Here is a 12788-nt window from a genome sequence, read left to right as displayed (position 1 = left end):
TGCGGAAACCGGGCTTTTGCGTTGTCGCAGGTTGCTCCCTAGCGCCCTGTACCTCCAAAGGCGTAGCCCAGATTAAACCAGAACGTGCTGGAGCGCAGATTGCCGGTGCCCAAACCATTGGACGCCGCATCCTTGTAGGTGTGGCTGATGCCGCCGTCGTAGCGCACGCCCAGCGAGAGGCCCACCGGCAGCTCGTAGCCCAGGCCCACCACGTAGTCGAGGGCCACCGGCGTTACGTCGCGGCTTTTGATGTCGGCACCGCCTTCGTCTTTGCCCGACAGCGCAAAGTTGACCTCCGGGCCGGCTTCAAAAAACAGGCCGTCGGCGTGGTAGCGGGCCAGCAGCGGCACATTGATGTAGTCTATATCGCGGCTCTGGTTGAGCAAGTCCTTGGCGTCGAAATACTGCTTGGTGTACAGTGCTTCGGGGTGAAAGGAAAGGACTTCCCCAAAATACACGTCGCCCATGAGGCCGGCCTGATAAGCCGAGTGAGTCACCGACGAGTAGCTGCCGCTGCTACCCGACAGGCTGGTGATGCCGTAGCCGACCTTGATACCAATGCTATTGGCGGGCTGCTGCGCCTGCGCCACCCCCATGGTACTGGCCAGCAGCGCGATGGGAAGAATGATTCTTTTCATTATGAAGAAATGGTGAAGATAGTGATAGTCAGGTGGAAGCCTGCTGCATAAATGGAGTTGAGGGCATATACCGACCGCACCGGAAATAAGTTGCTGGTGTGGCAGCGCCGGGCCCATAGAAAAGACCCAACCTGCCGGACCGGCACAAAAAAGAGGTCCGGCTTCACGTGGAAACCGGACCTCTTTCGGGCTGATAAAACGAAGGCTAGTTGCCGCCGAACATGTAATGCACCTGGAACTGGAATACCGAATTGTGCACGTTGGGAGCCTTGTTGGTGCTGGTTATCCCAGCCAGGGTGGAGGGGATGGTAGCGCCATCCTTGTACACCTGCGACGCGTCGCCGGTGTAGCGAATGCCGAGGCCGAGGCCGCTCGTGAGCTGGTAGCCAATGCCGGCCACATAGCCGATTGCGGCTTTGTTGAGTGCATCGGTGCTGGTATTGTCGGTGGTCTGGTTGCTGCCTACCTGGTAAAAGTCACGGTTGTGAATCACAAAGCTGCCCTGCGGGCCAAGCTCGAAGAAAAGCCCTTTGCCATCATTGCCGGCCGTCACCTTGAGGAGAATGGGCACATCGATGTAGCCCAGCGTGGATTTGAACGTTGTATTGTTGGCCGCGTCAATCGAAGCGCCCTTCTGCGAATACAGTAGTTCACCCTGCACCGCAATCAGGTCAGAGAAGCCGTAGTTAAGCAGGCCACCGGCGGCGAAACCTGCCTTGTATTCCGAGCCTTTCGAGTCGGTTCCGGAGAACGTGGCGCCATTGAAGCCGCCTTTGAGGCCAAGTTTGAGGCCGGTTTGGGCTTGCGCCGCGCTGGTTAGCCCAGCCAGCAACGCCAGCGATAGGATTGTTTTTTTCATGAGGGATAAAAATGATAAGAGGAATTCTGAAGACAATCTGTTGCCACAACTCAAAATCAGGGTGTATACCGGTCCCGAAGGAGCAGGGGTTGTGGAAAACGAGGGTTATTTTTTCGTCTGGAATCTATCAATCAGCATTACAGAGGCTTATTTTTGACGTCGGTCCAGTATAGAAGAATGATGGGTGACGCTATTTTAAAGGTGAGTAAGACACTAATGCCGCTGCTAATGTGGAGCTTAGCCGCGCCCAAGGCTGTTGCCCAAGCCCCCGACACTGCTGGGGCATCGGCCCCCCCGCACGCGCCCTTTGTAGTGGGTGCCTATGCCCAGGGCAGCATCATCATGGCGCACACCTATGCCATCCGACATCTGGTGGCGTCGCACCCCACCGGCTTCGAAATCAATTTGCAGCGCCAGACCACCGGCGCCGCCCCCTGGCACGCCTGGTACAAGTTTCCGAAAATTGGCTTGGCGCTCACGTATTACGACTTTCACAACCCCGTGCTGGGTTACGCTTTCGCGGCCAGTCCCTACATCAGCAAGACGTTTTCGCGCGGGCCGAAGCATGATTTCAGCTTCCGGCTAGGGGCGGGCCTGGCCTACCTTACCAACCCCTATAATCAGGAAACCAACCACAAAAACACCATCGCCAGCTCGGCCCTAAACGCCACGCTGCAGTTCCGGTTCGAGTACGACTACGCCCTCACGCCGCACCTGGGCCTGCTGGTGGGCGCCGGCCTGAACCACTACTCCAACGGGGCCACCACCAAGCCCAACTTCGGCGTAAACCTGCCCTCGGTGGTGCTGGGCCTGAACTACCACGAGCTGCGGCCGGCCCCCACGTTCAATGCCGGCGGGCCGCTGCCGGCCGAAATCGGCACCAATTTCATCAACGTGAGCACCAGCTTGGGCTTCAAGCAGCGCACCGAAGGCGACAAGCACAAATACCTCGTAAACTCGCTGACGCTGGCCGTGGGCCGTCGCGTCAACCGCAAATCGAACCTGCTGCTGGGCGTGGAAGGCTTCAACGACCGCAGCCTGAAGGCCACCCTGGAAGACACCACCCGCGCCGGTGGCAAGCAGCCCGACGTGAAAAAGGTGGGTGTATTCGTCGGCCACGAACTGCTGTTTGGCCGGCTGGCGTTCGTGTCGCATCTGGGTTTCTACGTGTATGCGCCCTACAAATCGAGCACGGCCTACTACGAGCGGCTGGGACTGAAGTACCACTTCACCGATGCCGTATTCGGGGCCATTGATTTGAAAATCCACCGCGGCGCGGCCGATGTGATTGAGTTTAAAGTGGGAGCCCGGCTGCCCGGCCACCGACCCGAGCCGGCCATCGATTTACGCTAACGAAGGGAGGCTTTCGGAAAGGTATTTCGCCGCTTCGGAAGCCATCGATGACACTTCGGGTACCTATTGCGCGACCAACGTTGGGTGGTGTGCCATCTTTCGACAGTATTCATCACCTGCCGACTGCGCCATGGAAACCTTCTTCGAAATCAACCGCTGGATACACATTGCCGCCGGCTTCACGGGCTTTTTTGTGGCCCCGGTGGCGCTGGCCGTGCGCAAGGGCGGGGCGGCGCACCGGCGCTGGGGGCGGGTGTTTTTCTGGGCCATGGCGGTGGCGGGCTGCACGGCCCTAGCGGGCGCGCAGCACATTCACAGCCTGTTTTTGCTGCTTACGGCGGTGTTCAGCCTGTATATGGCCGGCTTTGGCTACCGCTCCTTGTTTCTAAAACAGCTGGCCTGGGATGCCCGCGTGGCGGCGTTTGATTGGGCTGTGGCGGGCGTGGGACTGGTGGTTTTCCTGGGCACGATGGGGTATGCAATCTTCGCCCGCAATGTTCCGGTTGGCGTGTTCGGCTTCCTCGGCGCGGGCACGGCCTTCCGCCAGCTGCGCGGCTACGCCCATGCCGGCCGCTGGACCAAAAACCAGTGGCTACTGAACCACATTTCGGGATTTCTGGCCTCGTACATCGCGGCGGTATCGGCGTTTTCGGTCACCAGCCTGCACTTCATCCCGTTTCCCTACAATTTCCTCTGGCCTACGGTGCTAGGGGTGCCGCTCATCCGCTACTGGCACCAGCGCGTGCAGACGCAGCGGACTAGCCTTGTATCAGGCTCCGATTTATCCGGCTCACCAGCGCCGGCCCTTCATAAATAAAGCCGGTATACAGTTGAATCAGCGAAGCGCCAGCATCCAGTTTTTCCTGCGCATCGGCCGCCGAGTGGATGCCGCCGGCGCCGATAATTGGCAGCCCGCCATCCGATTTTCGGTGCAGGTAGCGAATGACTTCCGTGGCCCGCGCCCGCAGTGGTTTGCCGCTCAAACCGCCCGCGCCCAGCGAGGCCACGTAGCCCGGTTCGGTGCTGAGGTTTTCGCGGCTGATGGTGGTGTTGGTGGCTACGAGGCCACTCAGGCGGGTTTCACGGGCTATTTCCAGAATGTCGTCGAGCTGTGAATCCGTCAGGTCGGGCGCAATTTTGAGGAGCAGCGGGCGCGGGGTGGCGCGGGCCTGATTACACTGCTGTACCTGCTGCAATAGCTCAATCAGCGGCTTTTTTTCCTGCAGCTGACGCAGATTGGGCGTGTTGGGCGAACTCACGTTCACCACAAAATAGTCGACTTCCTCGGCCAGGGCCTCGAAGCCGGCCACGTAGTCCTCGGCGGCGCGCTCGTTGGGCGTGTCCTTGTTCTTGCCAATGTTGCCGCCGATGATGAGTTGGCGATTGCGCCGCCGGGCCAGCCGCGCCGCCACCACGGCCGCCCCGTCGTTATTGAAACCCATGCGGTTCACCAGCGCCTCGTCCTGCGGCAGCCGGAACAGGCGCGGCGCGGGGTTGCCGGGCTGCGGCCGGGGCGTCACCGTCCCAATTTCCACGAAGCCGAAGCCCAGCGTGGCCAGTTCATCCGTCAGCGCCGCGTTCTTGTCAAACCCCGCCGCCAGCCCCACCGGGTTGGGGAATTTCAGCCCGAAAACCTCGCGTTCCAGACTAGGATGCTGGAAGTCATACAGCGCCCGCAGCAGGGCCGTGGTGCCCGGCACCCGTGCCGCCCGGCGCAGATTGTCGAAAACGAGGTGGTGGGCGCGCTCGGCGTCAAGATTGAAGAGGAGGGGTTTTACAAGGGATTTATACACGGGCATCGGGGCCAAACTGCCGGTCGAGGTCGGCGAATAGTTGTTCCAGCGTAGGCAGTAAGGCTGGCAACAGATTCTGCACTATGTTCCACACTTCCGCATAATCGGTGCGAAAATATTCGTGCGCTAGTAGGTTGCGAAAGTTTTTGATACGGACCCACTCGATGGATGGCCATAGAACTTGCGTCGCACTGGAAATATGGGAACTGGCTTCTCCCAAAATTTCAAATTGCCGCTCAACTGCTGAGCGGAAAAGCAAATCTGTCAGCAAGTCATTAAACGTTCGACCGGCCGTGAATGCCAGAATCAATTTAGCGGCCTCCACCATGTGGCGGGCGCGGTCGGGGTCACGCGGCCTGTCTTTCTTTGGACTCATACAGCGTTTTTAGGTCATTGGCGATATAGCGGTAGATGTAATCGGATACTCCACTGCCCAAGTCGACTTTAATTCCCAGCTTCTCCTGCAAATCATCAGCGTAGCTGAAGTAAGCCCAACCCGCCGGAGCAGCCATTTCCACAATCAAATCTAAATCCGATTCCGCTGTTGCTTCGCCTCGCGCATACGACCCGAATACCTGCACCCGGCGCACAGGTTTATCCGCAAAATAGGCAGTTAATACCTGCTTGATATGCTCCAGCGAATGGGGTAATTGCGCCATGCCACAAATTACGCACTTGCCGAATTATTAGCGGAAATAATTAAATGAATTAGCCCGGAGTAATTACCCGATTAACCCGCCCAACCTTCCCTATCGAGGCTGCGGTACTGAATGGCTTCGGCCAAGTGGTTAATTTCGATTTCGTCAGTCCCGGCCAGGTCAGCAATAGTGCGGGCCACTTTCAGGATGCGGTCGTAAGCCCGGGCCGAGAGGCCGAGGCGTTCCATAGCCGTTTTCAGTAGCTGGCGGCCGTCTTCGCTGATTTGGCAGATGTCCTTTACCATCTGCGGCGGCATCATGGCGTTGGAGTGGATGTCGACGTAATCCGTAAACCGCTTTTCCTGCACTTGGCGGGCCTTGTCTACCCGCGTCTGGATGTCGGCGCTGGTTTCGGACTTGCGCGATTCCGTCATCTGGTCAAACGTCACGGGCGTGACTTCGACGTGCAAATCAATCCGGTCGAGCAGCGGACCACTCACCTTGTTCAGATATTTCTGCACCACGCCGGGGCCGCACACGCATTCCTTCTCAGGGTGATTATAATAGCCACACGGGCAAGGGTTCATGCTGGCAATTAACATGAAATTTGCCGGAAACTCAATGCTGATTTTCGCTCGGGAAATCGTGACGCGGCGCTCTTCCAGCGGCTGGCGCATCACCTCCAGCACCGTGCGCTTGAACTCGGGAAGCTCGTCCAGAAACAGCACGCCGTTGTGCGAAAGCGAGATTTCGCCGGGTTGCGGGTTGCCGCCCCCGCCCACCAGCGCCACATCCGAAATGGTGTGGTGCGGCGCGCGGAAGGGCCGTGTGCTCAGCAAGCCGCCGCCCGCCAGCTTGCCGGCTACCGAGTGGATTTTGGTGGTTTCCAGGGCCTCCTGCATGCTCAGGGGCGGCAGGATGCTGGGCAGGCGCTTGGCCAGCATGGTTTTACCCGCGCCGGGTGGGCCAATCATAATCACGTTGTGGCCACCGGCGGCCGCTATTTCCAGCGCCCGTTTGATGTTTTCCTGACCCTGTACGTCGGCAAAGTCGGCCGTGTACTTGTTCACCGTGTGCTGAAACAGGTCGCGGGTATCGACCACGGTGGGCGTGATTTCCAGCCGGCCCTCGAAGAAATCGATGGCCTCCTGCATGCTGCTCACGGCAATCACGTCGAGGTTGTTGACGATGGCTGCTTCCTCGGCGTTTTCCTTGGGCAGGATGATGCCTTTGAAGCCTTCCTTGCGGGCCTGAATGGCAATGGGCAGCACGCCTTTAATGGGCCTCAACTCGCCATCCAGCGCCATTTCGCCCATTATCACGTACTCCGGCAGACGCTCCGTCATCAGCTGCTGCGAGGCGTGCAAAATGCCCAGCGCAATCGGTAAATCGTAAGCCGCGCCTTCCTTGCGAATGTCGGCCGGGGCCATGTTCACCACGGTTTTGGTGCGCGGCATGCGATACCCCCGAAACTTCAGCGCCGCCTCAATCCGCTGCTGGCTCTCCTTGATGGCGTTATCCGGCAAGCCCACCACATTGAACCCCGTTCCTGCCGAAACCACCACTTCGATGATGATGGTGTAGGCATTCACGCCCTGCACGGCCGAGCCGAAGGTTTTGGTAAGCATGGAGTTGGGTAGAAGTATAGAATGGCGATGATGGAAAGCAACTGGACTGTAAAGCTAGGAAACAGCCGCAACTATCCGTTGCAAAGCCTCGGAGAGGCGGCATATTTGGTAGCAGCTATGCTGTTTCAAACAGTTAAGCCCCAGCGGGGCGACACTTGCGCGAATGAGTGCCGCCCCGCTGGGGCTTGCCAGCATCGATTTTAGCCAATTACCAGCTTCTCAATCATCAGAATCATGATGTGAATGGCCTTGATATGGATTTCCTGAATCCGGTCGGCGTAACCGGAGTGTGGCGCGCGAATCTCAACATCGCTGAGCCCGGCGAGCTGGCCGCCATCTTTGCCGGTGAGGGAAACCACGGTCATGCCCAACTCGCGGGCAGCCTCGGCGGCGCGCAAAATGTTGGGCGAGTTGCCGCTGGTGCTAATGGCCAGCAGTACATCGCCAGGCCGGCCCAGGGCTTCCACGAAGCGGCTGAAGACGAACTCGAAGCCGAAATCATTGGCCACGCAGGTCATGTGCGAGGCTTCGGTGAGGGCAATGGCAGCCAGGGCACGGCGGTTCTGGCGGTAGCGGCCCGAGAGCTCCTCGGCGAAGTGTTGGGCGTCGCAGAGGCTGCCGCCGTTGCCGCAGGTCAGGACTTTGCCACCATTTTTTAAGCTGGCGGCGATGAACTCGGCGGCAGCGGCGATGCTGGCGACGTGAGCTGGGTCGGCCAGGAAACGGTCGAGTACGGCGCGAGCTTCGGTGAGCTCGGCGCGGATGAGGTCGGGGAGGGTGGCGTCAGGCACTTTTTGGGTAATCGGATAACAAAAATCGGCTGTCATCCTGAGCGCAGTGGATGACAGATAAGGCATTAGGCCAGCGGCGGCCGGTCGGCCGGCGGGGTATTGCTCAGGCTGGGGTCTGTTTGGGGGAAAGTAGGCTGGGGCAAGTGGTCAGGTGTCCGGTTCTCCGTGGTGCTAACGGTGCCGGCCGCCTGGCTTTGCGTGGGCTGCTCGCGCACCACGGGCGCATCGAGGTTGCGGCCGTCGATGGTGCGCGGGCCGGTGGCTGGAGGCGTGATGCTGGTGCGCTGCTGCTGGTCGTAGAGCTTGGCCTTCAGCTCGTTTATTTTGCCTTCGTGCTGGGTCACGGTGCGGCGCAACATCACGCTGTCGAGGTTTTCGGTGAGCAGGTGCAGGGCCATAATTACAGTGCCAATCACGAACATGACGTAGAAAAACTGCCGTTCCTTTTCCGGTACCGACAGGCCCGCGCCCATATCCGCCACCGAGGTGCGCACGGCGGGAACGAGAATGAACAGCAGCGCCAGCAGCAGGTAAATCATGACGGCGACGGTGACAATGCGTTTGAGGGCGAGCATGGCGGAAAAAGTTGGTTTGGGACGAAAGATAGGGGTTTCTTAAACCAGCGCGGCGTTGGTCTGCATCGAGCTCAGGCGCTGGTACACGCCGCCCTCGCGCCGCAGCAGCTCATCGTGCGTGCCGCGCTCCACGATGCGGCCGTGCTGCAACACCACGATTTCATCGGCGTGCTGCACGGTGCTCAGGCGGTGGGCGATGACGAGCGAGGTGCGGTTCTGCATCAGGCGCTGCAAGGCTTCTTGTACGAGTTTTTCGCTCTCGGTGTCGAGGGCCGAGGTAGCTTCATCGAGAATGAGGATGGGCGGGTTGCGCAGAATGGCGCGGGCAATGCTCAGGCGTTGCCGCTGCCCGCCCGAAAGGCGCGAACCCCGGTCGCCGATGACGGTCTGGTAGCCTTCGGGGCTGGCCACAATGAATTCGTGGGCGTTGGCGATGCGGGCGGCTTCCATCACCTCGGCCTCGGTGGCGGCGGTGTTGAAGCGAATGTTGTTGAAAATGGTGTCGTTGAACAGGATGCTTTCCTGGGTTACGATGCCCATCTGGTCGCGCACCGAGTGCAGGGAGCAGGTGCGCAGGTCGTGGCCGTCGATGAGAATCTGGCCGGCGCTGGGGTCGTAGAAGCGGGGGAGGAGGTCGGCCAGGGTGCTTTTGCCGCCGCCGCTGCCGCCCACCAAGGCCACGGTCTGGCCTTTTTTGATGCGGAGGTTGATGTCGTAGAGTACGGGCGTTTCGCCGTAGCTGAAGCTCAGGTCGTGGAATTCAATTTCGCGCTCGAAGGGCGGCAGCACGGTGGCATCGGGCCGGTCGCGGATGGCGGGCTCAGTGTCGATGATGCTCAGCACCCGCTCGCCGGCCACCAGTCCGCGCTGGATGTTGCCAAAGGAGCTGGACAGGGCTTTGGCGGGAGTCAATACCTGCGAAAACAGAATCACGTAGCCAATAAATGTCTCCCCGTCGAGCGCCGACTGCCCGCCCAGAATCAGCGTGCCGCCGAAATACAGCAACCCGGCCACCACCGAAACCCCTGCAAACTCCGAAAACGGCGAGGCCAAGTCCCGGGTGTTGTCGATGTTGCGTGAGGTGCGGGCGTACTGGTCGTTCTGCTCCTCAAACTTGCCCTTGATGTACTCCTGCGCATTAAAGGCCTTGATAACCCGGATGCCGCCCAGCGTCTCATCAATCACGGAGAGCATCGAGCCCAGCGTTTTCTGGCTCTGTTTGGCTTGGGTGCGCAGCCGCTTGGCGATGGTAGCGATAATACCCCCCGAAACCGGCAGCAGTACCAGCGTAAACAGCGTGAGCGGCACCGACATGTGGAACAGCACCAGAAAATAGGCAATGATGGTGAGCGGCTCCTTGATGACGGCCGTGAAGGTGTTCACGACCGACGTTTCCACTTCCTGCACGTCAGCGGTGAAGCGCGACATCAAATCGCCCTTGCGCTCGCCCGCGAAAAAGCCCAACTGCAGGCTGATGATGCGGTGGTACAAGTCGCGCCGCAGGTTGCGGATGACGCGGGCGCGCACTTTGGCCAGCAGGCGCAGGCTCATGTAGCGAAACACGTTGCTCAGCAGCACCGACACCACCACCACGCCGCACACGAAGGCCAACGCGCCCATTTTGCCGTGGGCCGTGAGCACATCGGCAAAGAAGTAGTTGAACGTGTCCGTCACCCACTGAATGGTGGGCTTAAAGGCCGGCAAGTGGTCGGGCGCGCGCATGGGCACCTTGTCTGTTTTATCGAACAGCACGCTCAGCAGCGGGATAATCAGCGTGAAGTTGCCGATGCTGAAGAAGATGGTGAGCACCGTGTACAGCAGGTACTGCGGCAGAAAGGCCAGCAGCGGCCGGGCGTACTGGAGGATTCTTAAATAAGTCTTCATGTTTTCATTTAACAATTATCATTTAACATTTAACAGTCGTTTCAGCGACGTAAATGATTAAATGGCATTGCGTAGCTGGCGGGTAGAGCGCAGGGTGGTAAAAAGCATTTTGCCCAACTCGTCGGCATCGATGAACATGCTTTCAAACATTTTGGGGGTAATAAAATCGGTGTCGTGCAGCAGGTTCAGCCAGTACTTGGTTTCCAGACATTCTTTGTAGGCGATGGATATTTTGGCGGAAAAGTCAGCGTCTGAAATGGCACCGTTTGCCTCCGTCACATTTGCGCCGATACTGGTGCCACAGCGCAGCAGTTGTTTCGACAAAACATACTCGCTTCTCCGTTGAGAGAAATTGGTAAGCCTTCACCACCCGCACGGCAAAGGCATAAGCCTTCTCATATAACACATTTGCCTTGCCGCCAATCATCAGAATAACTGTTAACTGTTAAATGATAATTGTTAAATGACTAAAATTCGTGCAGGCGCTGGGCAATGTTCCAGCGCACGGCCAGCGAGGCGTACACCTCGTTCACGTTGGCCGCTGGGGTGAGGGAGTAGGTCTGGTGCCGGGCAATGAACTTGGCGTCCAGAAACAGGTTCAGGCGGGGCTGGTAGGTGGCCGTGAAATCGGTGTGAAGCAGGCGACTCTTATTGCCCTGGCCGGTGCGGTTGTTGTAGTCCATCGGGTGCGAGTTGTAGGGCACGAGCGGGTTGCCGCCGAAGTTGGCCAGGCGGCCCGTGGTGAGGGCGCTTCCGGGAACATCGTTGCTCAGTGGGCCAACGGTGATGATATTGCCCGCGGCATCGTACCCATAATCCAACCCTTGCTCGGTGTAAATGGCCTTGGCCACCAAGTTCAGGCGGGGCAGGGGCTGGTAGCTGAGCACGCCCAGTACCTCGGTCAGGTTGGCGCCCATGGGGTGGGCGAGGGGCTGCTGGTAGTTGGTATACGCCGTGTAATACGACACGTGCTGGTAGGTATAGGGCCGGATGTAGTTGACCTCCGCCTGCAAATCGAGGTTGCGAATCCCGGCCACGTCGATGTATTTAGCGCCCACCTGCACGGCCTGCTTGTTCGACCACCAACCGTTGCCGGCGCGGATTTCGCTCAGCTTGAACTCGTCGAGCACTACCTGCCCGTAGAGTTGGGCGGTGTGCAGGATATTCCATTTGAAATCGAGGCCCAGCATGGCATTATCCGGCGAACCCACGTTCTGCTCGATGGCCCGGTAGAAGATAACCGGGTTCAGATACTGTAGCTCGAAGCGGTTGCTGGCCGAGCCGGCTATCACCGACTCAAACACGCCAATGTTGAAATTGTCGGTCACGTCCAGGCTCAGGTGGTGTAGCGCCAGGTATTTCTTGGGGTACACCTGGTCGGCGTTGCGCTTCTCGGCCGCCAGCTCCGCGAACAGGTTCTGGTAGTTGAATTTCCAGATGCGGGTATTCAATTTCAGGAAGAAATACGGCGCGCTGTAGTCCGATAAAATCAGCGAACGGTAGCCGTTGCCGATGAAATTCCGGTCGTGCCCGAGCTGCACATTAATGTGCTTAGTGGCCGCGTAAGTCACGTAGCCCCGCGCCGAAAAGAAGTCATACTGGTTGTTTTGGCCCAGCACGGCCACTTTGTAGGGCTTGAAGTAGCCCTCGTGCGGGACTATGGTGTCGCGCTCCACGCGGTTGCGCACGTACTGCGGCACACCCTCCTGGTTATCGGCCAGGAAAGCATAAAAACCCAGGCGCTGGTCAATCGTGCCTTCAACCTGCACGCCACGGGTGTTCACGTAGGTCGCGCCGTCGGTGTTCTTGTTGTCTTTGCCGATGGCCAGCAGCGCCACCGGGTTCACGCGCAGCGTGAAATCGGGGTTGTCAACGTGGTAGAAATCGGTCTGGTCGCGGTAGAAATAGTTGAGGAACGGCCGGGCACTCTGGTTGAGGTCGGCGCCTTGGGCCGAGTTGGCCCAGTTGTCTTTCAGCAGGTATTGGGCGTTGAAGCGGTCGGCGCGGGAGAGGCTGCCGGCGCGGTAGGCCTGTGCGCTGTCCGGGCTCAGGATGCGCTCGCCGAGATGGGCCACCCCGGCTCGGGTGTAGGGCCGCACGCTGGTATGCGGGTCGCGCAGCGAGTCGGAGCCAAACTTGATGGCGTAGCGGTCAATCAGTCGGTAAGTATCTTGGTCGAGCGGCACGTAAGTCGTGCCCTGCGTGGCCTCAAAACCGTTGCGCGAAACCTGGGCCGGGCGCGGCGCAGTAGCACGCGGGGCGCGGGGCGCGGAGGCGCTGCGCCCCGTTTTTGCCCGGGGTTGGCGCTTGGTACTTGGGGTAGCTACCGTATCCAGCGGCTGGTCGAAAATCAGCCAGGGCGACTTTTCGGTGGGCGCGGCGGGTGCGGGGGCACCAGCGGGAGTGGCCGCCGGCGTCTGGGCCACCGCTGCACCAGCCAGCAGCGTCGTAATAGCCGTTAGTAGCAGAGATTTATGCATAAAATCAGATAATCCGAATAAAACCAACGCTCTGCTTTCGTGATAAAAGCCGGGCGTCACCATTTTTTAACAAACCTACGCAGCAAGCCGTTGGCGGGTGGAAAAGGACTAATACGGCGCTGCCTCTGTTCCTGCCCGAATCGGTAGCA

General features: G+C 59.3%; 13 protein-coding genes. 2 read left to right on the top strand and 11 right to left on the bottom strand.

Translation table 11 applies throughout. The annotated features are described in order from the left end of the window. Positions 1-38: 38 nt before the first annotated feature. Both ACYU7Q_RS16760 and ACYU7Q_RS16755 read right to left on the bottom strand, forming a co-directional pair. Positions 39-638 (bottom strand): porin family protein, encoded by a 600-nt coding sequence (locus tag ACYU7Q_RS16760; RefSeq protein ID WP_460610592.1) that lies wholly within the window; start codon positions 636-638, stop codon positions 39-41. A 205-nt stretch (positions 639-843) separates the two neighbouring features. Next, a complete protein-coding gene (locus tag ACYU7Q_RS16755) occupies positions 844-1497 on the bottom strand; it encodes a porin family protein (protein ID WP_460610591.1) in 654 nt (217 codons plus the stop codon). 228 nt (positions 1498-1725) lie between these two features. On the opposite strand from ACYU7Q_RS16755, the gene ACYU7Q_RS16750 reads away from it, so the two are divergent. Next, positions 1726-2850: an acyloxyacyl hydrolase gene (locus tag ACYU7Q_RS16750; RefSeq protein ID WP_460610590.1), complete on the top strand. Its 1125-nt coding sequence runs from the start codon at positions 1726-1728 to the stop codon at positions 2848-2850. A 130-nt stretch (positions 2851-2980) separates the two neighbouring features. Beyond that, the gene (locus ACYU7Q_RS16745; protein WP_460610589.1) at positions 2981-3667 is read left to right on the top strand and encodes a DUF2306 domain-containing protein; all 687 of its coding nucleotides are present in this window, start codon (positions 2981-2983) and stop codon (positions 3665-3667) included. Here ACYU7Q_RS16745 and ACYU7Q_RS16740 read toward each other — a convergent pair. From ACYU7Q_RS16740 to ACYU7Q_RS16700, 9 genes are all read right to left on the bottom strand, one after another. Continuing rightward, complete coding sequence (locus ACYU7Q_RS16740) at positions 3609-4643, bottom strand: quinone-dependent dihydroorotate dehydrogenase (RefSeq protein WP_460610588.1); 1035 nt, start codon at positions 4641-4643, stop codon at positions 3609-3611. The genes ACYU7Q_RS16745 and ACYU7Q_RS16740 overlap by 59 nt on opposite strands. Beyond that, complete coding sequence (locus ACYU7Q_RS16735) at positions 4636-5019, bottom strand: HepT-like ribonuclease domain-containing protein (RefSeq protein WP_460610587.1); 384 nt, start codon at positions 5017-5019, stop codon at positions 4636-4638. Before ACYU7Q_RS16735 ends, ACYU7Q_RS16740 begins: the two co-directional genes overlap by 8 nt. Continuing rightward, on the bottom strand, positions 4991-5302 hold the full coding sequence (locus tag ACYU7Q_RS16730) for a nucleotidyltransferase family protein (RefSeq protein ID WP_460610586.1): 312 nt from the start codon (positions 5300-5302) through the stop codon (positions 4991-4993). Before ACYU7Q_RS16730 ends, ACYU7Q_RS16735 begins: the two co-directional genes overlap by 29 nt. Positions 5303-5373: 71 nt before the next feature. Beyond that, positions 5374-6909 (bottom strand): YifB family Mg chelatase-like AAA ATPase, encoded by a 1536-nt coding sequence (locus ACYU7Q_RS16725; protein WP_460610585.1) that lies wholly within the window; start codon positions 6907-6909, stop codon positions 5374-5376. 200 nt (positions 6910-7109) lie between these two features. Beyond that, the gene (gene lpcA, locus ACYU7Q_RS16720; protein ID WP_460610584.1) at positions 7110-7700 is read right to left on the bottom strand and encodes a D-sedoheptulose 7-phosphate isomerase; all 591 of its coding nucleotides are present in this window, start codon (positions 7698-7700) and stop codon (positions 7110-7112) included. A gap of 65 nt (positions 7701-7765) precedes the next feature. Continuing rightward, complete coding sequence (locus tag ACYU7Q_RS16715; RefSeq protein WP_460610583.1) at positions 7766-8275, bottom strand: hypothetical protein; 510 nt, start codon at positions 8273-8275, stop codon at positions 7766-7768. Positions 8276-8314: 39 nt separating this feature from the next. Beyond that, positions 8315-10159, bottom strand: coding sequence for an ABC transporter ATP-binding protein (locus ACYU7Q_RS16710; protein WP_460610582.1), 1845 nt, complete (start codon positions 10157-10159; stop codon positions 8315-8317). Positions 10160-10216: 57 nt separating this feature from the next. Further along, the gene (locus ACYU7Q_RS16705; protein WP_460610581.1) at positions 10217-10483 is read right to left on the bottom strand and encodes a four helix bundle protein; all 267 of its coding nucleotides are present in this window, start codon (positions 10481-10483) and stop codon (positions 10217-10219) included. A 143-nt stretch (positions 10484-10626) separates the two neighbouring features. Then, complete coding sequence (locus ACYU7Q_RS16700) at positions 10627-12639, bottom strand: capsule assembly Wzi family protein (RefSeq protein ID WP_460610580.1); 2013 nt, start codon at positions 12637-12639, stop codon at positions 10627-10629. Positions 12640-12788: the final 149 nt, after the last annotated feature.

It is taken from the genome of Hymenobacter terrigena (assembly GCF_054776515.1).
Note: the sequence above shows the minus strand (reverse complement) of the source record. Positions and strands in the feature narration are given on the sequence as shown.

What these genes read in the sequence shown, in the direction of transcription:
- ACYU7Q_RS16735 (WP_460610587.1), bottom strand. Translation starts at nt 5,019, where the DNA reads ATGAGTCCAAAGAAAGACAGGCCGCGTGACCCCGACCGCGCCCGCCAC.
- ACYU7Q_RS16745 (WP_460610589.1), top strand. Translation starts at nt 2,981, where the DNA reads ATGGAAACCTTCTTCGAAATCAACCGCTGGATACACATTGCCGCCGGC.
- ACYU7Q_RS16715 (WP_460610583.1), bottom strand. Translation starts at nt 8,275, where the DNA reads ATGCTCGCCCTCAAACGCATTGTCACCGTCGCCGTCATGATTTACCTG.
- ACYU7Q_RS16750 (WP_460610590.1), top strand. Translation starts at nt 1,726, where the DNA reads ATGTGGAGCTTAGCCGCGCCCAAGGCTGTTGCCCAAGCCCCCGACACT.
- ACYU7Q_RS16700 (WP_460610580.1), bottom strand. Translation starts at nt 12,639, where the DNA reads ATGCATAAATCTCTGCTACTAACGGCTATTACGACGCTGCTGGCTGGT.
- ACYU7Q_RS16755 (WP_460610591.1), bottom strand. Translation starts at nt 1,497, where the DNA reads ATGAAAAAAACAATCCTATCGCTGGCGTTGCTGGCTGGGCTAACCAGC.
- ACYU7Q_RS16710 (WP_460610582.1), bottom strand. Translation starts at nt 10,159, where the DNA reads ATGAAGACTTATTTAAGAATCCTCCAGTACGCCCGGCCGCTGCTGGCC.
- ACYU7Q_RS16725 (WP_460610585.1), bottom strand. Translation starts at nt 6,909, where the DNA reads ATGCTTACCAAAACCTTCGGCTCGGCCGTGCAGGGCGTGAATGCCTAC.
- ACYU7Q_RS16730 (WP_460610586.1), bottom strand. Translation starts at nt 5,302, where the DNA reads ATGGCGCAATTACCCCATTCGCTGGAGCATATCAAGCAGGTATTAACT.
- ACYU7Q_RS16760 (WP_460610592.1), bottom strand. Translation starts at nt 638, where the DNA reads ATGAAAAGAATCATTCTTCCCATCGCGCTGCTGGCCAGTACCATGGGG.